Origin of the sequence: Dietzia sp. ANT_WB102 (assembly GCF_008369165.1) — a bacterium.
Taxonomy (GTDB): Bacteria; Actinomycetota; Actinomycetes; order Mycobacteriales; family Mycobacteriaceae; genus Dietzia.
This window is the reverse complement of the sequence record NZ_VOBA01000001.1, coordinates 1362704-1382409: the sequence shown is the minus strand read 5'-3', so window position 1 is coordinate 1382409 and position 19706 is coordinate 1362704. Positions and strand designations below refer to the sequence as shown.

The 19706-nt window shown below is 57.9% G+C and carries 15 protein-coding genes and 2 pseudogenes; 9 read left to right on the top strand and 8 right to left on the bottom strand.

What is annotated here, in order from left to right:
• Window positions 1-33 precede the first annotated feature (33 nt).
• The 4 genes from FQ137_RS06265 to FQ137_RS06250 are packed head-to-tail and all read left to right on the top strand — an operon-like array spanning window position 34 to window position 4197.
• On the top strand, window positions 34-1053 hold the full coding sequence (locus FQ137_RS06265) for a polysaccharide biosynthesis protein (protein WP_255583689.1): 1020 nt from the start codon (window positions 34-36) through the stop codon (window positions 1051-1053).
• Complete coding sequence (locus FQ137_RS06260; RefSeq protein ID WP_149291630.1) at window positions 1050-2168, top strand: NAD-dependent epimerase/dehydratase family protein; 1119 nt, start codon at window positions 1050-1052, stop codon at window positions 2166-2168. Before FQ137_RS06265 ends, FQ137_RS06260 begins: the two co-directional genes overlap by 4 nt.
• A 5-nt stretch (window positions 2169-2173) precedes the next feature.
• Window positions 2174-3298, top strand: a complete 1125-nt coding sequence (gene wecB / locus FQ137_RS06255; RefSeq protein ID WP_255584110.1) for a non-hydrolyzing UDP-N-acetylglucosamine 2-epimerase — start codon at window positions 2174-2176, stop codon at window positions 3296-3298.
• Entirely contained in the window at window positions 3295-4197 is a 903-nt protein-coding gene (locus FQ137_RS06250) for a glycosyltransferase (RefSeq protein ID WP_188064805.1), read from the top strand. The genes wecB and FQ137_RS06250 overlap by 4 nt, the downstream gene beginning before the upstream one ends.
• A gap of 84 nt (window positions 4198-4281) precedes the next feature.
• Here the strand turns inward: FQ137_RS06250 and FQ137_RS06245 are convergent, their stop codons facing one another.
• Window positions 4282-4863 (bottom strand): acyltransferase, encoded by a 582-nt coding sequence (locus FQ137_RS06245; protein WP_149291627.1) that lies wholly within the window; start codon window positions 4861-4863, stop codon window positions 4282-4284.
• Between the two features lie 336 nt (window positions 4864-5199).
• On the opposite strand from FQ137_RS06245, the gene FQ137_RS06240 reads away from it, so the two are divergent.
• The 5 genes and pseudogenes from FQ137_RS06240 (at window position 5200) to FQ137_RS06220 (ending at window position 10440) form a co-directional block, all read left to right on the top strand.
• Window positions 5200-6552, top strand: a complete 1353-nt coding sequence (locus FQ137_RS06240; RefSeq protein WP_149291626.1) for an O-antigen polymerase — start codon at window positions 5200-5202, stop codon at window positions 6550-6552.
• A gap of 265 nt (window positions 6553-6817) precedes the next feature.
• Window positions 6818-7003, top strand: a pseudogene (locus FQ137_RS15540) (transposase); the annotation flags it as partial.
• A 171-nt stretch (window positions 7004-7174) separates the two neighbouring features.
• Window positions 7175-8749: pseudogene (istA, locus tag FQ137_RS06230) on the top strand (IS21 family transposase).
• A complete protein-coding gene (locus FQ137_RS06225; protein WP_149291625.1) occupies window positions 8746-9489 on the top strand; it encodes an ATP-binding protein in 744 nt (247 codons plus the stop codon). Before istA ends, FQ137_RS06225 begins: the two are co-directional and overlap by 4 nt.
• 72 nt (window positions 9490-9561) lie before the next feature.
• Window positions 9562-10440 carry an IS1380 family transposase gene (locus FQ137_RS06220; protein WP_370452327.1) on the top strand — a complete coding sequence of 293 codons (879 nt, stop codon included), beginning with the start codon at window positions 9562-9564 and terminating at the stop codon, window positions 10438-10440.
• A 2292-nt stretch (window positions 10441-12732) separates the two neighbouring features.
• Here the strand turns inward: FQ137_RS06220 and FQ137_RS06215 are convergent.
• From FQ137_RS06215 to FQ137_RS06190, 7 genes are all read right to left on the bottom strand, one after another.
• Entirely contained in the window at window positions 12733-13494 is a 762-nt protein-coding gene (locus tag FQ137_RS06215; protein ID WP_149291623.1) for a hypothetical protein, read from the bottom strand.
• A 320-nt stretch (window positions 13495-13814) separates the two neighbouring features.
• On the bottom strand, window positions 13815-14339 hold the full coding sequence (locus tag FQ137_RS15675) for an N-acetyltransferase family protein (RefSeq protein WP_370452380.1): 525 nt from the start codon (window positions 14337-14339) through the stop codon (window positions 13815-13817).
• Between the two features lie 46 nt (window positions 14340-14385).
• Window positions 14386-15690, bottom strand: a complete 1305-nt coding sequence (locus tag FQ137_RS06210; RefSeq protein ID WP_149291622.1) for a lipopolysaccharide biosynthesis protein — start codon at window positions 15688-15690, stop codon at window positions 14386-14388.
• Window positions 15691-15704: 14 nt separating this feature from the next.
• On the bottom strand, window positions 15705-16706 hold the full coding sequence (locus FQ137_RS06205; protein WP_149291621.1) for a Gfo/Idh/MocA family protein: 1002 nt from the start codon (window positions 16704-16706) through the stop codon (window positions 15705-15707).
• Between the two features lies 1 nt (window position 16707).
• Window positions 16708-17793, bottom strand: coding sequence for a DegT/DnrJ/EryC1/StrS aminotransferase family protein (locus tag FQ137_RS06200; protein WP_149291620.1), 1086 nt, complete (start codon window positions 17791-17793; stop codon window positions 16708-16710).
• Window positions 17793-18389 (bottom strand): acyltransferase, encoded by a 597-nt coding sequence (locus tag FQ137_RS06195; RefSeq protein ID WP_149291619.1) that lies wholly within the window; start codon window positions 18387-18389, stop codon window positions 17793-17795. The genes FQ137_RS06200 and FQ137_RS06195 overlap by 1 nt, the downstream gene beginning before the upstream one ends.
• Window positions 18389-19705 (bottom strand): nucleotide sugar dehydrogenase, encoded by a 1317-nt coding sequence (locus FQ137_RS06190; protein WP_149291618.1) that lies wholly within the window; start codon window positions 19703-19705, stop codon window positions 18389-18391. The genes FQ137_RS06195 and FQ137_RS06190 overlap by 1 nt, the downstream gene beginning before the upstream one ends.
• Between the last annotated feature and the right edge of the window lies 1 nt (window position 19706).

Genomic DNA, 19706 nt, shown 5'->3' with positions numbered 1-19706 from the left:
ACCTGCTCAGGAGTCTATTCAGTGTCACCTCGCTTGTCCGGTGCAACCATCGCGATCACCGGAGGTACCGGCTCGTTCGGGTCAACTATGGCCCGGCACCTCCTCGACCAAGGCGTGGCAAGAATCCATGTCTTCAGCCGCGACGAAGCCAAGCAGGACGACATGCGGTCGCGAATGGACGAACCCCGCCTCAAGTTCTTCGTCGGCGACGTTCGTGACAGAGAGAGCGTTGAGAACGCTCTTGTCGGCACTGACTACGTCTTCCACGCCGCCGCACTCAAGCAGGTCCCCTCCTGCGAGTTCTTTCCTGATCAGGCCGTGAAGACCAATGTGGACGGAAGCCGGAATGTCATCGCGGCGGCCCACAAGCTGTGCGTGAAGTCTGTGGTGTGCCTGTCGACGGACAAGGCGGTATACCCGGTCAACGCCATGGGCATGTCGAAAGCACTAATGGAGAAGATGGCCCAAGCGTTCGCGCGAAACAACCCCGACTCTCGAACCACCGTGTCCGTGACTCGCTACGGCAACGTGATGTACTCGCGCGGGTCTGTTATACCGCTCTTCGTTCGGCAGATCCGCGAGGGCAAGCCCCTTACTCTCACCGAGGGATCCATGACCCGCTTCCTCATGAGCTTGCAAGAGTCAGTGGACTTGGTCGAACATGCATTCTTCAACGCTGAGCCTGGCGACCTCTTTGTGAAAAAGGCACCCGCCTGCACTGTCGACACACTCGCCCGAGCCACCGCCAAGGTTATGGGCATCGACAACCCAAATATCGCTCGAATCGGTATCCGACACGGTGAGAAGATGTACGAGACCCTCCTCTCCCGTGAAGAGATGGCAAAGGCCTCTGATCAGGGGGACTACTTCAAGGTGCCGCTCGACGCCCGATCTCTCCAATACTCGGTGTTCGTCGACGAGGGGGATTCTGAAGTCAAGCACGCTGAGGACTTCGACTCCAATAACACCGAACAGATGAGCGTTGACCAGACGGCCCAGCTCATCGCGGAACTACCTGAGATGCAGCGAGCCCTGGCGGAGATTGCCCGATGAAGATCGTCCTCACTGGCGCTCAGGGCTTCCTGGGCTGGCACACTCGACTGCGCCTCGCTGCACTCACTGAGCACGAGGTAATCCCTGTTACTCGAGAAAACTGGACCGAACTCCCACACCTCATCGCCGAGGCTGACTCTCTCATCCACCTTGCTGGAGTAAACCGAGCTGCCACTGATGACGAGGTCGAGAATGGAAATGTCGATCTTGGGACTGATGTGGCGCGCGCCATTTCCGCTGCGAGTCGTCCGCTGCGAGTCGTCATGTCGGGAACCATCCAAGTCGAAAGAGACAACGCATACGGCCGCGGCAAACGCAAAGCTCAACGCGCTATCGCTGCAGCAACCACAACCACTGGCGGGACCTTTGTCGACGTTTGTTTGCCGAACCTCTTCGGTGAACATAGTCTTCCGAGGTACAATTCGTTTGTAGCAACGTTTGTCGAAGCAACTATCGATGGCTACACCCCGGAGATCAACGACAACTCAGTGGAGCTACTGCACGCCCAAGACGCTGCCCAAGTTCTCATCGACGCCCTTGACTCCGATAGAGACCGTCTTCGTCCCACCGGAGTGCAGACTGGCGTGGCAGACGTGTGGCGGCTCATTCAGGAGTTTCACCATTCGTACTACCCGATAGGCGAGATCCCCGATCTCAGTTCCAAGTTTCGGGTTGATCTCTTCAACAGCTATCGAGCAAGTTTGTTTCCTCAGCGCTACCCCATTAACCTCGTGCCTCATTCCGACTCCCGGGGATCGTTCGTCGAGACAGTCCGGTGCCGCGGAGGCGAAGGACAGTCATCCTTCAGTACGACGGTCCCGGGCGTCACTCGCGGCGAGCATTACCACCTGAAGAAGATTGAGCGCTTCGCTGTAATCCAGGGCGACGCCCGAATCAGCCTCCGAAAGATGTTCCACAACGACGTCTTAAATTTCGACGTTAGTGGCGATCGCCCCGTAGCGATCGACATGCCGGTGGGATGGGTTCACAACATCACTAACACCGGACAGGGAGTCCTTCTCACTCAGTTTTGGAGTCACGAGTTGTTCAGACCTGGCGCCCCCGACACGTTTGCCGAGCCAGTCCACCCCGCAGCCGAGGAGTTCTCACAGTGAAGGTCATGACCGTTGTTGGGACCCGACCCGAACTCATCCGTCTAGCTAGGGTTATTCACAGACTCGATGCGACCGCCGGCATCGACCACGTCTTGGTCCACACTGGACAAAACTACGACTACACACTCAATCAAGTCTTCTTTGATGACCTCGGGATTCGTGAACCAGACCACATGCTCGGAGTAGACACCTCGAGCCTTGGTGCAGTCCTGGGCGGAACCCTCATCGCGGTCGAGAAGGCACTCCAGGAAGAACGGCCCGACGCTGTCCTAGTTCTTGGTGACACGAACTCCTGTATCGCGGCCCTCATGGCCCGACGAATGAAGATCCCGACTTATCACATGGAAGCTGGCAACCGCTGCTTCGACCTAAATGTGCCGGAGGAAACCAACCGCCGCATGGTCGACCATGTTTCGGACTTCAACCTAGTTTACACCGAGCACGCGCGCCGCAATCTTCTCGCTGAAGGACTCCATCCGCGTAAGATCATAAAAACCGGATCACCAATGCGAGAGGTCCTCGACGCTTACCGCGAACAGATCGATGCTTCAACCGTCCTTTCTAGTAAGGGACTGAGCGAGAAAGGCTACTTCCTTGTATCAGCTCACCGTGAGGAGAACGTAGACTCCCCCGATCGCCTACGCATGCTCCTCGGCTGCCTCACCGCCGTGCGCACGCACTTCGGGATGCCCGTGTTCGTTTCCACCCACCCTAGAACGCGCAAACGACTGGAAGCACTTCCGAACTGGACACAACCCGAGGGGATAACGTTCTCGGAACCCCTCGGCTTCCACGACTATAACAAGCTTCAACTTTCGTCGGCGTGTTGCTTGTCTGATTCGGGAACTATCGCGGAGGAATCTTTGATACTTGGGTTCCCTGCTATTACTCTGCGAGATTCCATCGAACGTCCAGAAGCGCTGGACACCGGTGGAATCATCATGACTGGACTTAACGCCGCAGATGTAGTGACCGCCATTCAGGTTGCAATGGACACCGTTCGATCCAGGGATGGTGTAGCCCAATCGACTCCCGATGATTACCTTATAAATAACTCTAGCGAACGCGCAGTGAACTTCATTCTTTCGACAGCTAATCGCTACTACCAATGGGAGGGAATCAGAAAGTGAAGGTCTCGATCCTTTCTGCCGTTCACAACGAAGCCCAATACATCCAAGCGATGATCGACAGCGTACTAGCGCAGACGCACCAAGATTGGGAAATACTCTTCGTATCCGACGGCTCGACTGACGAGACAGAAAACCTAATTCTTCAAAACGCAAAAGCCGACAGTCGAATCCAACTAGTCGGCGACGGGAAGAAAATTGGGAAAGTCGCCGCCTTCAACCTCGCGATGCGCTACTCGGCCGGCGACGTAATTATACTCTTGGCTGGAGACGACACTCTGCCGCCGGATTCCCTAGCGATGCGCATACATCCACTTGAGAAATGGTCACTAACCCACCCCGATAAGGCAGCTGCTACATTCTGCAAACTTAAGACCATGTCCGAGGAACCTAAACTCGACGGCCAAATCCTTCCCAGGGGCAAAAGCGCAGCCCACTCAGGTGGCACCATCGCGATGAATCGATACGCGGCGTCTGTGGCATTTCCCATACCTGAGACACTGGTCTCGGAAGACTTGTGGCTGACCCGTGCCGTTGAATCTTTATCTGAGCACATTGCCGATATACCGGTGCCCGGACTCGAATACCGCATACACGAAAATAACTCAAACCCCAGGAGGCAATCCTTCGCAGAGATGAGCGCAGCCATGAGCGCAAGACACCGAGCATGGGAAGAGTTGCTAAATTCCTCCCAAATCACGTTTGACGCGCAGGCACGTAAAGACCTGGTGACACAGCGCGACTTGGAGTTCCTCAGAAGGAGAAGTGCACTTCTCTCAATCCTCTTCTACCCCTCAGCATCAATTGTGGAAAGATTAGCCTACTTGTCAATGGCAAACGCTAGGCTCTATTCAATCCGCTCGAGATACTACACCCTACTCTCCGGATGGCGGGGAAGATAATGCTACAAGACCCTCAGCCGCCTGTTCAAGATCGCTAAGCGAGTCGCCGGACGCGCTCAATATCTAAACCGGTTGCGCAAGTCCTTAGAGCAGCATCTGCCCAACTTCTTTAATCTGGGAATCGCTAGGTAATTCTGACCATTCCTTCGGAAATTTGCGACTTACGTAGTCTCGAGAATCTCCGATTATTTTAGCTGGGTTGCCGATCACGACCGAGAAATCGGGGATGTTCCCGCGCACCACTGCGCCGGCACCCACGATAGCGCCTCTGCCCACCTTCGCACCCGGCATAAGAATTGCGCCCATACCAATGAAAGCATGAGGACCGACCTCCACTGGAAGAAGACGACCCACCGCAGACTTTTCAGAACGCCCTAGGGCGCGAAGGGTACAGTAGGGCGACCAGTCGTGAGTCAATACCCTTACCCCGCTGCTAATATTGCAGCCCTCATGCAAAGTTATGAGTTTGTAGTTTTGGCTCCCATCGAACCATACGTCTGTCGAGACAAAGGTCGGCGTGCCGACAAAGTTCATCCCCGCCATTCGATAGAACCAGATCGCGAGCCGTGTCCCGAGTCGTGGACGCAACTTTCCCACCACGGCTAGGATCGGGAAGAAAACCATCTTCTTAATCTTCATCCATGCTCCGCTCACATAAAGGCTCATATAAAGAAGGGTACAGCGAGATGGTCGTTATTCGCGGAAATTTGGCTATAAAATCCGGGCACACATACAAGCATTCGATTGTACCAATCGTCCATACACGCCAAAGCACCGAGGGCAAAAGGCACTTATGAGTCAAACTTCAGTCGAGGCGCCGCCATCAGGGTCAATGGTTCCGGCTTCACCACTCGAGCAGCTTGCCCAAATTGGTAAAATTATTCCCCCCCGCCGAACAGGCCGTGAAGAGCTCCGAAGGGCGCGCCGGAGTCGCGATAGTCATTATCATACACTATAATAAGACAGCATAGGGCGTCACGGCAACGCAACGGAGGCTGTAAAGTGCTGCTCATCATCACATTTTCGGCAGCTCTGACAATCGCCCATTATGTAATAAACAGCCGCAAACTTGGCATGTGGACGCCGGACAGTATCTTTGTACCACTACAATTGACCATGGTGGTTGGAACTGCACTTCTTGTCAATCCAGATAATCCGACGGAGGTGCAGTACACCTATCTCGTCACCGCCGCTTTTGCTTGCTATGTCACGGCCAGCTTAGCTTTCGGCACCCTCATCCCCAGACGGATTTGGTCACGACCAAAGGTGAACGTCCGGGCCGTCTCCGCTCCGCGGTTGACATTTTACTTTTGGTTCACCCTGTCTGCCCTAGTGTCGGTTGCGTATTTTCAAGCGATCGGGTACAACACCCTACTGGTCAGTTTGGAATCATTTCTCTCCGGCGCAGACGTAGACGTCGCCACGCTCAGGATCGAGTCCTATAGCGGATCGCGATATCTCTTTCCGGGGTACGTTAACCAATTCAAGAATGCTCTTCTGCCAGCGCTAACCATCGTTCTTGTCCATTGGCTCATTCAGAGTAAGTCTCCCCTAAGGTACGTAGCTGGGCCGGTAGCCGCTGCTTTTGCGGCGCTCATGCTCCTCGGAACCGGTCAGCGAGGGGCCTCGATTTTGGCCGCCCTGATGGTAATCGCATACCTCTTCAACTCTTTCGGCCGTCGCGCCCTACGGTACGTCGCTGCATTCTTTACAGCATTCGTTCCGCTTTTGTTCGTCGCAACTTTGGCGAACGGTCGGACAGACATAAGTCAAAACCAGTCCCCCTTGCAAGCTGTTGGCGCTTTGGCAGACCAGTTGCAGCAGCGCGTTCTTGTAGATAATCAGTTCTCTGGAATAAATGCTTTTCATTACACGCACAGCTTCCCCACACAACACGGACTTGAGTGGCTCCAATCCCTGAAAGGCTTACTTCCCGGCGTTGAGGGGTCAAATCTTTCACACGCAGTTTTTGAAATGACCTACGGGAGCGATCGAGGCACGGCTCCACCGTCCCTCTGGGGCTCTGTCCATTACAACTTTGGCGTGATTGGTACTATTTTGGTACCAATCATTTTGGCGGCTATCTTCGTGGCAGCAAGTGCATGGATCCGTTCCCTTTACGAGGTCGACGCGCTCGGCATGATCGGCATTGCAGGCGTTTCGGTCGTCTGTGGAATGTGGAGGGCAGGGGACCCAACCTACCTACTAAACTTTGGGATCGTTCCGTTCATGGTTCTCGCATACATCGGCACGCGTCCCCGCAGAATAGCCCAGGGCACTAGTTCTCAACCGCTATCGACTCGGGCACGCCGTCGGCCGGTAACTGCGATACCTGAAACCAGATCGTTAACGTAGATCACTTACTTATAGCGTGAAAGTTGTCGAACTTGGCTCATAATCTCTAGCCGAGAACGAGGGCACTCTTCCAACCACCCGCTGCGTTATTCCCTTGTGAGTAATTGGCGTCTAGAGGTCCACCGGATTCTGCGTCTGAGAGCTAGCAGTTTTGCTGGGGCCAGCGATCTCGTTAGTCTGGGCCACCGGCCCCTCCGGAGTGATTAAATTCTGGTTAAAGGCAGTATGTTCACGTATATGAGTCGTCCACCAGGCGATACACGACGCGCGGAAACTCGTGTGGGCAACCACCGATGACCGGCCTGCTCTTCGAGCCCCGAGCACAAAAGCCCCGATCATTATCGATATCGACGCCACATTGGTCACCGCGCACTCGGACAAGCAGGACGCCGCGCCCACGTATAAGAAGGGCTACGGACACCATCCTTTGCTGGCGTTCTGCGATCACGGACTCGGTGGCTGAGTATTCGGTCTTCTGAGGGCCAGTCATATTGGGTCTGGGAGCCGGTAGCAGCTTGACGCTTTGGACGTCGTCGGAGCCATCGTTATTCCCGTTCAGAGCCACCTTCTTAGGCTCCTTCCGCTGGGTGTAACGGGCACCTGGCGGAAGGAGCAGTTCCCAATGGTAAGGAAGATCAAGGCGAAACTCGTCTTGCAGTTGCGGGCCGAGGGCCTGTCGGGGCGGGCGATCGCGGCCTCGCAGCAGATCTCGCGCAATAGCGTCGCGGCGGTGCTGGAGGCCGCCGATGCCGCCAAGCTCAGCTGGGACGACGTCGCAGACCTGCCGGACGGCGAGGTGTACTCGCTGTTGTTCCCGGGCCGGGGTGAGCACGAGAGCGTGTTCGCCGAGCCCGACTGGGCCGAGGTGCATCGGGAGATGGCCCGGGTCGGGGTGACGATGAAGCTTCTGCACGGCGAGTACACCGACAGGTGCGCAGTCGCAGGGGCCCCGGCGATGGGCTACGACCGCTTTTGCAAGCAGTACCAGCAGCATGTACTGGTCGCCGGGCTGGCCTCCCGGGTTGGGCACAAGGCCGGGCAGACCGTCGAGGTGGACTGGTCTGGCCCGACGATGCAGCTGACCGACCCCGTCACTGGCGAGGCGAGGCGGGTGTATCTGTTCGTTGGGTGCCTGCCGTTTTCCCGGTAGGCCTTCGTCGAACCGACCCTGGACATGAAGCAGGACACCTGGCTACGGGCCCACGTGGCGATGTTCGAGTTCTTCGGCGGCTCCGTGCCGCGGATCGCCTGTGACAGCCTCAAGACCGGCGTGATCACCCATCCCCGCGAGGGCGAGATCGTCCTCAATGACGCCTACCGGGAGATGGCCGCCCACTATTCGGCCGCAGTCCTGCCCGGCCGGGTGCGCAAGCCCAAAGACAAGGCGAGCGTGGAGAACACCGTGGCGCACGTGGCCACCTGGATCATCGCCGCCCTACGGACGCGGACGTTCGCCACGCTGCCGGAGTTGAAGGCCGCGATCGTCGACCAACTCGACGCCTACAACGCTGAGCCGTTCCAGAAACGGGCCGGCTCACGGGCCAGCATGTTCACCTCGGAGGAGAAGGAGCTGCTGCGGCCACTGCCGGCCACCGGGTACGAGATCAGCCGCTGGGTCTACGGCCGAAAGGTCGGGCGCAACGGTCACGTGTCCTTCGCCCGCAACTACTACTCCGTGCCGTACCCGCACGTGGGCGCCAAGGTCGACCTGAGGATCACCGCATCGACGCTGGAGGTGCACCGCGGCCACCAACGACTGGCCAGCCACGTGCTGCTGCCCGAGACCGTGGTCAACGAATACCGCACGAACGATGCAGATCTGCCGGCCGGGCCGAAGTACCGGCAGTGGGACCAGAGCAGAGTCAGGGAATGGGCCGAGCGAGTCGGCCCCTCGGCCCTGGTCGTGACCGATCGGATCTTCGAATCGGTGCCCGTCGCCGAGCAGGGCATCAACCCGGAGCTGGCGGTGCTGCGGTTGACCCGCCGCTATTCGGCCGAGCGGGTCGAGGCCGCGTGCCGGATCGCGTTGGCTGGGCCGATCCGATCTCCGCGGTACGCCCACCTGCGCCCGATTCTGGAAACCGGGCAGGACAGACCCGCACCACCGACCGGCAGGGCCGGCCAGGACCGGCCCGCCCAGGACGCCGGCGGGTACGTGCGTGGGGCCGACTACTACGCCACCGGAGGTGCCCGATGACCCGGCTCGACCCCGAGACCCGTCGCAAGCTACGCGAGATGGGTGCCACCGCTCTGCTGGAGGCGTTCGAGGCTCGCGATGAGACCCTCGTGCTGGGCATGGGCTTCGAGGACCAGGTCAAGATCGTCGTGGACGAGGCCCACTCGTCGTACACACACGCCAAGGTCGAGGGACTGATCCGGCGAGCTGGCCTGCGCTACCCGAACGCCGATCTGCGCCGGCTGGACATGCTCCACGAGCGCGGCCTGGACCAGGGCGTGATCGCTCAGCTCGGCGCCTGCTCGTTCATCGACCGGCACCAGAACGTCGTCTTCCAGGGCTTCACCGGCTCCGGCAAGTCCTATCTCGGGTGCGCTCTGGCCAAGCAGGCCTGCACCCATCGGATCCGGGCGCACTACATTCGGATGCCGGATCTGGCCGAGGCGTGGGCATTGGCGCAAGACAAGCCGAACGGCAAGACGACGTTCTTGAAGAAGTACGCCGCCTTCACGCTGCTCGTGCTCGACGAATGGCTCCTCAACCCGCCGGACGAAGGCATGCGCAGCATGCTGCTCGAACTCCTCGAGCGCCGGTACGGACACGCCTCGACGGTGTTCTGCACCCAATACGCCCAGAAGGACTGGCACCAGCGCCTCGGCTCCGCCGTACACGCCGACGCCATCATGGACCGCATCGTGCACAACACCCTCTGGATCGAGACCGGCACCTTCAACATGCGCGAACACACCGCCGTGAACTAACCCCCCCGGGACCAGCGCACGAGAGCCGGTGGCTCCCACGCCATCGGCCACCGGCTCTCAACGCCAATAACGGTGGCTCCGAACCTCAATATCCGGTGGCTCCCAAACCCTCAAATACTCAGTGGCGGTGGCGAACCTCTTGCTGCGTTGCTGCGACCAGGAAACGCGGGCGCCAATACCGCCACTGATCACAAGAACGTGCTGGCCGCCGCGCTTAAATCGATCCCGGGCATTGATGTCTCGCGGCCGGGGAGGTGTGTGTTGGTACGAACCGACGGCGCCGGCGCCAGCCACGATTTCCTCGAGCATCTGCACCGCAATCGTGTTCAGTACTCCGTCGGATTCGCCCTCACCCCGGCCCTGGCCGCATGGGTCAACCAGATGCCCGCCGCAGCATGGCAATCCGCCCTGACCTCAGGCGGCGGCATCCGAGATGGCGCCGAGGTCGTCGAGCTGACTGGCGTGGCCGATCTGGGCCGCTGGCCAGCAGGAATGCGCCTAATCGTTCGAGCAGAGCGTCCGCACCCAGGTGCTCAACTCCGGTTCACCGGCGCCGACGGGCGGCGCCTAACCGCCTTTGTCACCAACACATGTCGCGGCCAGATCCAAGACTTGGAAGTGCGTCACCGCCAACGTGCCCGATGCGAGGATCGCATCCGCGCCGCCAAGGACACGGGGCTGGCCAACCTGCCCCTGCAGTCCACCGCCGGAAATCGGATCTGGATCTTGATCTCCCAGCTCGCGCAACTACTGATCGCGTGGTCGCAGATCACCGCTCTCGCGGGCACTCCGGCCGAGGGTTGGGAACCCAAACGGTTGCGACTGCGACTGCTCTCACTTGCAGCCAAACTTACTCGGCATGCACGAAGAATCATCCTTCACCTGGACAGATCCGCCGCATGGGCTCACCTGATCACTGCCGGACTGACCCGTTTAGCCGCACCCGGATAGTCCACCAGCATCAACCAATTGCCAGCTCTCAACAGAAGTAGTACCTGCGGGAGATGTGGAACCCCGCCGCCCAGCCGGGCGACACCGGACGAATCACCACGCCTACACACCGAAAATCCGGAAGAATCACATCTTGAAAACCGGCTCACACCGCTCGCCCGACCGATGAACATCGAGGCTAGGCTACGAAACAGGCCGACCAGACCCTGGTCGGAATCCAATAGGCCGAGCCTCCATCAGACCCTGTGCGATTCGAACTGTATCTTCAAACGCCCCAGGACCTACATCCTGTGCCTCACCGCACCACCGGAGAACCCCAGATACGCACTCCGAAACCAAAAGGGCCACTAACCATGTGCAGCTCAAGCCAGCGACAATGAGCCGAAGGAAATAAGCATGACGCCGCCTTGATGCGACCGGTACGACGCCAAACAATCAACTATGCACCGATGACCAACGGCGAGTCCTACTGCTAATCCGAATCAGCGCCGGCGGTACCTACCGCAGCTTGACTCGAAATCCTACAGCGCAACCCCATCGCTACCCTCGATTTCGCATACTGGCCTGCGAAACGGATTGTAGTCACCTCTCGCAGAGATTGCTTTGAAGAGGGCCCTTGTGTATCTTTTAGTCAACTATTTCCGTATTGACTAAGTCAAGACCGTTCACTTATCCGATGAGCTATCCCAAAGTCCGCCAAACATACTAGTTGCGGTCGACACCAGTTCATCGACAGCGGAGGTTGACACTGACTTAAGCGAGAACGGCTTCAAGAAACCCGTTACCTCGTACCCTCCTTCGGCGAACCAGGATCGCAATGGGAGGTAACCAAAGGTAGCGTCGGCACAGCCTGCCAATAGAAGAAGGTCGTCGTGTGAGCCGTTCCGCAGTATGATCGCAAGTTCGGCTGGCACTTCAGCAGGGAATGCTAGTAGCCCTACCGACTTCTGGGACGAGAAAAACCGGACATACTTTACAGCAAGAGGCCCGCGCGGTTCGGCCGCCTCCGCTACGCGCGAAAACGGAATTTCTACAGCGCGTAATGAGGCCGTCTCAAGGCGTGCTTTAGGCATCGAAATGCTTCGCAAGATAACCCGATTGATCGCTCTATTCAGTGACCGAGTCCAAAAACTATAGCCAAAGCGGCTCATTGTATAGAATCGCGGCCCCTTAATCAGCCTAGCGGCGAGCCCCCTAAGTGACTGGGGGTAACGGGTAATCATGGGCCTAGTATTCGCAGAAAATCCCTGAGCGTATACCACTGGAAGCTCGGGACGATTAACTAGCTGCCTAGCACTATCCCTGACGATCCCCGGGAAGTGCGCAGAAACTGAAGAGTGGTGTGGATAGGCGACCGGATGGCACGCGTAGTTCCATATCGCAGCGACGGGAGGCCCGCCTACTTCACGAATGAGCGCGAAGGTGACAGTCTCATCGCGGGCGCCCGCGGCGTTCGGAGCCAGCCGCACATTCTTCCTAAAAATGCGCCGCCGATTTATGGAGTGATTACACTGACCGGAAGCTGACGTTATTTCCACCGCGGAGGTTGGGCGACCAAGTAGCGCGGTTATCTCGCGGCTAATAATGTCAACTACTCTAATGAAATGTGCCTGATCTATTCTTCCGAGGCGCGGCTTCGTCTCGTCGAGAACGGGTGCTTGATGCGTATGCGAGGCGAGAAAAACTAGTTTGTTTCGCGGGTAGTCAGTTCGTTCAACGATTGCGTCAATGAACCGCGGCCCCACATATAACACATCAATCGAAATTAAAAATACAATCTCCTCCCGCTCGCTGGCTACGCGAATAAGGTTTGCTTCAAGGCGGGAATGGATTTCAGTGAAGTTCCTCTCGGGATAGCGGGACGCCCCCAAAGGGCACGGCTGTAACGGAGTAATATCTACTGATGACCCACACATTCTTATGCTCAAGGTTAGGGCTCCTTCGGCTCGGCGGACCCTCACATACAACGGCCCAAATAATTATGAGTGCGGCGGCCTCCTCCCGTCCGCAAGATCTTCGCGCGCGATGATGCCGGCACATGTGTGCCGGGCGACCTGGCTCTTGCGCGGCACCTGACCATAAACTTACGGCGATTCCGTATACGCCTAGCCTTCGATCTGATCCATCCTAGCCGATGCTAAGCGAGCTAGGTGGCGGACTATGGACTTGTTCGTGCGCCAGCCACGGGGATCTTGAAGCTCATGGCTAGTAATTAATTCGATAGCGTTCGCACGTTTCGCGGTAACAAAGATGAAACTAAGTCAGCTCGACGCAGGCAGCGCTTTGATCCCACTAAAATTTGCAATCGTTGTCATACGGCGTAACACGTCGCCACACTTGTCCCAGCTTGGCTACGCCTATCCGGACTACGCCGCCAAGGCCGATCGCCAAAGCCGTCGCATAGATGAACACCCTCGGCCGCGCACCTATCCCGCTAAACATAAGTGCGAAAATAGCGGCAATGTTAACTCGATGCAGAAATAGTCCAGGCCTATCGAACGGGCGCGCAGTTAGCGGCGGGAGCCCGAAACAGGTTTGCAGCAAATCCGGTGAGGCTAACCAAGAATATTCGCTCGAAGCCCACAGTTTTCCATTAATCTCCATAAGCACATAATCGTCATCCTTAGCGGATCGTTTAAATTCCGCGAGGCCCCAGCCGGAATACGATATTTTACTCAACAGCTTTGCTGTCAGTTCCTCTAAGCGCGGATCAGAGAATCGTTCTAAAACAACCGCAGAACCCCCCGTGTTGGGAGAACTCAATCTCTCGAAGTGCGCAACAGACGAGCAGATCACCCCATCCCGGGCAAAGAAACCGAGACCGTAGGTCCCCTGTGTCTCAATAAACTCTTCGATCAGTAGGTCATCGCCGTTCGTCGGAATGTCGGCGACCTTGCGGGCAACCCCCCTCCGACCGCCCCCTTGCTCGTGCTGCTCTTTGTAAAACACCGGGAACGCAACGAGACCGGACGAAAGTTCATCGCGAGTATACTGGGCTGGAACCGGCACGCCGACACTTTCGGCCAACGCCAATATTTCGCGCTTATCGCCCACCTCCAACATGGTCCGAGACAACCCCAGGCGAGCGCAGTGCGACTCATACATAGTTAGCGCCATCGTCGTAGTTCGATGAGTCGTAGGAACTACCGAGAAGTCGAGATTCAAGGCCTCTTTTGTCGTCAATGTGTTACCTAGCAAGAAGCGCGCTGCGGCTTCTATAAATACTCCGCGGCCGCCGTCTAACACTGGACGGACCGTCACACCAGGCACTCGGCGAAGGGATCGGATCAAGCCGATCCCCTGATCAGAAAAGGGATCCAAGATTGCAAATTTAAGTTCGGGCCTCTGGCTCGGTCTATTCATAATTCGTCACACTACCGCACTTCTCGTCGACGTCGAAAAAGAATTGAAGGTCGAGGGTTCCCATTTGGCGTTATTCGCACTTCTACAATATTGCGACCAAGCATTTTAATGACTAAACTCTTCGCAGCAATCCGCCCGCCCGCCCGCAGACTCGAAGAAATCGATGCTCCATTCCGCTTTTCGACAATTGCCCAGTGGCGCCTCAGTCCCATATCGGTACAGAACGCGGACTGAGCCTCCAGCAGCTTCGCGCGCAAGCCCTTGCCCCGTTGTTCCGGCATGACGAAAGTTGACGTTTCCCTGCATTCTCCGGGTAAGGTAGGAACTGAGTCGAGCCATTCTTTCTGCTCTGGGAGATGCAGGAAAGACCACGCCACTGGAGTTCCTTCTGCTTCGTATACGAACAATCGCCAGGGACCGCCCAATCGCCGGGCAACAAGATTTTCCAGTTCGGGAGGGAGCGTTCGGAACCGTTGTAACGTATCTGTTTCTAGCGGAAGTGACACTACAGTGCGATCGCTCGGCGGTTCCGGCATATTTGCGTACTCGATAACATAGCGGACACGAAATAGAACTGCACGCTCATTCAGTAGCATTGCTATCCTTCATCTGTGTGTCGCCATCGTGACTTACACACAATTTCCGAAGTGTAACTAGTAGAGAGAACTGCGCTACGGCTCCCGAGATCGAAAAAAGAACTAGAAAGAGTTCAATCGAGCCCTGTGCGTACGCTACCGCTGCCGCACACGACACTGCGATAAGTAAGATGGCCACCTGCCATGACAAGGCCACAATTTGTCGTTCGAGAACAGCGGTGACCGTTGCAAGACCATTTGCTACAAACCTTGCCGCAAAAAGTGGTACCAACAGTTGGCAATACTCGCCCGCGACTCGCCATTCACTCCCAAAGACGAAACCGAAAAGAGAGGGAGAAATGAAAAATAGCGCAACGAATAGCGGCACCGCCAGCAGACCCAAGCGCTTAGCGAACTGGTCGAAAAGAGGCGTAAGTGGTTCGCTTGAGTGACGCCGTCTCGTAGCCTCTCGAAGGAACACCTGACTAATCGCCTGCACAACAAGCATAGTGGGCAATCCGAGGGCGCGTTGAGCAAGCGAAAAGAACCCGAGAGTTACAGTTGAGAATATTGAACCTACCAGAATATTCGTGATGTGCACCGATCCAGTGTTTGCCAAAGCCGCTGGCGCGGAGTAAAGAGGGAACTGTCGGTACCGCCTCGCAATTTCAATCGAATCGCGCCACGTTGTTTCAACGTCCCGGATTTTTGCTTTCGATGCCGATCGCGCAAGGTGGAGGGTCGCAACCGGTACACCAACCGCTTGTCCCACGATCAGGCCGGCCGGCCCGGCATGGGCTAATCCAAGCAAAACCTGACATGTTGCCACGACGAAAGACCTGGATAACTGTACTCGCGCTAGCGCAGGGTAAAGCTCGGCCCTATTGTTCAAGAAATTGAGGACATTGAACAGCCCCGTCAGAAACGCGATAGGAGGTATCAGGAATAGCCATCCAGCAAGTTGTCGTTCGCCAAGTACCCCAGCTATTGGCGAGCTGGCAACTAAGACAACACCGAACAGTAATATCGAGATTGCCGCGGCGACGCGAACTCCAGTCTTCGCGACTTTCACTGCGTAGTCGTCCGATTCAGGAAGAAGCACTGCCAGCTCGTAACGTCCGCTGACGGCTATTCCTAAAATCGATACGAGGGCAAAAAATACTGCGAATATGCCCATTTCCTCTGGGGAATATATCCGAGTCAGAACCGGATATGCACCTAGTGTCACGACCTGACCGGCCGCCGTGCCACCGGCGAGGGTCAACACGGACTTAAGCAGTCGGCCCGGTTTGGGCGTTTTCGTTTTAAACATCTGCAGACAAGGAATTACCGGCTGAGCGGGTCAAGATGAACCACCTCACTGGTTGCAGATGATCGGATAACAGCTTCAGCGACTTTAACTACCTCTAAACCGGCCTTGAAATTAACAATGTCGGACTCCGCACCTTTTACGGCGTCCCGGAAGTTCTCGTGCTCAATTCGAAGCGGCTCGGGCTTTTGAAAAGCGTATCTCAGTACGTCACCTTCGGACACCCCACGGAAGCGCGAAATCTCGTCCCATGTAGTCGGCACGCTTCCGTTTCCATAAAAGGTCAGATCTGCTGTGAGAGTATCCGCGACGAACGTTCCCAGTTCTCCGGTGATAATGGTTGAACGCTCCTTCAGCGGAGAAAGCCAGTTGACCAGGTGGCTAGTTACCGTCCCGTTATCAAGCTGCCCTATTACGGCCACGAGATCTTCATGCACGCGGCCCGACTTATGGCCGGTTTGCGCCGACACCGATGTGTAAAATTGCTGGGTTACCCACGAGGTGAGATCGAAGTCGTGCGTTGCTAGGTCTTTGACCACACCTACGTCGGCTATACGTCCCGGGAATGGGCCCTGCCGGCGCGTGGCCACTTGGTATATCTCGCCTAAGTCGCCCTGTGCAATTCTCATGCGTGCTTGCTGCAGCGCAGCGTTGTATCGCTCAATGTGCCCCACGCCGCCGATAAGGCCACGCTCTGTGAAAGCGGAAAATATTCTTCGTGCAGACTGGCTGTCATGTGCAAGCGGCTTCTCTATTAAGGCGTGGACGCCAGCGTCGGCAAGCTCCAAGGCCACATCCTCGTGAGAGCCCGTTGGCACTGCGACCACGCAATAGTCTATTCCCTGATCAATGAGCTCGGACACTGAAGAGAGCAGAAGCCGCCCCTTGGCTGCGCCGAAGTGGTCGCCCGCAGGATCTGCGACTGCCACAAGTTCGACACCTTCGAGGGTCCCAAGCACGCGTGCGTGGTGACGCCCCATCATTCCTAGGCCAATTAGTCCTGCTCTGAGATCCGCCATGTTAACTCCCCGCCTTTGCCAACTTGTTGACCGCCGTGACGATCCTGTCCAGTTCTGCCTCACCAATCGACGGGTGCACTGGGAGCGACAAGCACTCCCCTGCCGCGGTTGCCGTCTCCGGCAGATCAATATCGACGGCAAACGGGGCAAGCCTGTGATTCGGTACTGGGTAGAACAACCCCGACCCCACCGAGTACTCGTCCTTGAGCGCCGCAGCAAAACCGTCGCGATCTTCTGCGATCCTCACGGTGTACTGGTGGTAGACGTGCCGAGCGCCGGTCGCCACGGGCGGCACGATGACGCCCTCGAGATGAGCGTCCAAGTGCGCTGCGTTGGACCGACGGGTCTCCGTCCACGCGTCGACTTTTTTGAGCTGCACCCGCCCGATCGCGGCATGGATGTCGGTCATCCTGTTATTCATTCCTACGACCTCGTTGTGGTACTGCTTCTCCATGCCCTGATTGCGGTAGAGGCGCAGCTTGCGCGCGGTCTCAGCATCCGCCACAGACACCATTCCGCCTTCACCAGCTGTCATGTTCTTGGTGGGGTAGAGCGAGAACATGCCGAACCGACCGAAGGCCCCGACCGGAGTCCCGTCAAGGGATGCCCCGTGTGCCTGGGCCGCGTCTTCGAACACATCAAGACCGTGGGATTCGGCTAGCCGGAGGAGCGCTGGCATGTCCGCCGGATGTCCGTAAAGGTGCACCGGCATGATCGCTCGCGTCCGCTCAGTGATCGCGGCTTCTACTGCAGCCGGCGACAGGCAGAACGAGTGGGGGTCGATGTCCGCAAACACCGGGGTGGCGCCGGTGAGTGCTACGGAGTTGGCGGTCGCCGCAAAGGTGAACGACGGCACAATGACCTCGTCTCCGGGACCGATCCCGCTGGAGAGCAGCCCGAGGTGCAGGCCAGAGGTGCCGGAGTTCACTGCTACGCACTCGCGGCCCAGACCGAAGTGAGTTGAGAACTCCTCCTCGAACGCTCGTACCTCCGGACCCTGCGCAATCATTCCGCTGCGCATCACGCGGTCGACCGCGGCGCGCTCATCATCACCGATGAGCGGTTTGGCGGGGGGAATGTAGTCCATCAGGTTGTCTCCTCGATCAAGGTGTTTCCAGTCTCGCGGAACAGGTCGCCGGTCTGCGGGCAGATCCACGCTCCGTTGCCGGAGTCCTCGAGTGGCACGCCAGCCCGGCCGACCCAACGGATGCGGCGAGCGGGAACTCCCGCGACGAGGGCGAAGTCAGGGACGTCCTTGGTCACGACCGATCCAGCCGCAACCATCGCCCACCGCCCGATGGTGACCGGAGCAATGCACACCGCGCGAGCCCCGATAGAGGCACCAGTCCGACACGTGACGCCCACCGCGTCCCAGTCGTCTGCCCGCTTAAGAGACCCGTCCGGGGAGATCGACCTTGGGTAGTGATCATTGGTGAAAACTGCGGCGGGTCCAATAAACACCCCGTCCTCCAACTCGGCCGGTTCGTACACGAGGGCGTAATTCTGAAGCTTGCAATTGGCGCCCATCGTCACCCCGGTGCCCACATACGCGCCTCGTCCGATAACACAGTTCTCGCCAATTCGCGCATCCTCGCGCACCTGGGCTAGGTGCCACACCGAGGATCCGTCACCGATCGTCGCCGTCTCCGCGACGTCTGCGGAATCCACCACCCGCACCGCCATCAGTCGTCGGACCCTTCGGCCGGTCGCCCCACGACGAGGAACGTCGCCGAGCCGAACCGGTCGGCATCTAGGACACGCCTCCCGTCCACGACGATGCTCACCCCGGGAAGGTCGTCGGCGGAGAGCTCGCGGTAGGAGGCATGATCAGCCTGCAGGACCGCAACGTCGACGTGATCTCCCAGGGCGTAGGGCTCCCACTCGAACCCACGCAACTCCTCGTCGGAGTACATGGGGTCGTGCACGGTGACTTCGGCGCCAGCCTCGCGCAGGGCCTCGATTGTGGCAAAAACGCCAGAGAAAGCGGTTTCCTTCACACCACCCCGGTAGGCGACGCCAAGAACGACTGCTTTCTTGCCCGCAAGTGACCCGCCGGCGGCGCCGACAGCCAGGCCGACGGTGTAGCTTGGCATCGCCGCATTGGCCTCGCGCGCGGCGCGGACCACTGTCGCGTCAGGATCGTTCCACAGGTACAGCCGCGGGTACACGGGAATGCAATGCCCGCCCACAGCGATGCCCGGTCGGTGGATGTGGCTGTACGGCTGCGAGTTGCTCGCCTCAATGACCTCGTAGACGTCAATGCCGTTCTTCGCTGCAAACACACCAAACTGGTTGGCCAGTCCGATGTTGACGTCCCGGTACGTGGTCTCGGCGAGCTTTGCCATCTCCGCGGCCTCGGCCGAACCCAGATCCCATACGCCGTTGCCTCGCTCGAGATCCGGGCGCTGGTCGAACTGGAGCACCTGCTCGTAAAACTCTGTAGCGCGACGTGCGCCCTCGTTACCCAGCCCTCCAAGAAGTTTGGGGTATTTACGCAAGTCCTCAAAGACCCGTCCGGTAAGCACCCGCTCCGGCGAGAAGACGACATGGAAATCCTGGCCCTCAGTGAGGCCGGACTCTTGCTCGAGCTTCGGCTTCCACCGGTTCCGCGTTGTGCCCACCGGCAGCGTCGTCTCGTAGATAACGAGGGTCGAGTTTTCTTTACGCAGACCACCCGCGATGTCGCTCGTCGCGGAATCCATCCATGCAAAGTCGGGGCGGGCATCTTCGTCAACGAAAAGGGGTACCACAACTACAACGGCGTCGCTTTTTGCGACTGCGTCAGCGGTATTCGTTTGCGCAGTAAGCTGGCCTGCAGCCACTGCTTCGGAGAGGTATTCAGCCAGGTGTTCCTCGCCCGGGAATGGCTCGGTCCCACTATTAACCAGATCTACGACATTCTGGTTGACATCTGCACCGAACACATGATGTCCGGACCTTGCGAATTGCACCGCTAGGGGAAGTCCGATTTTCCCCAGGCCTACGACGGTGATCTTCATG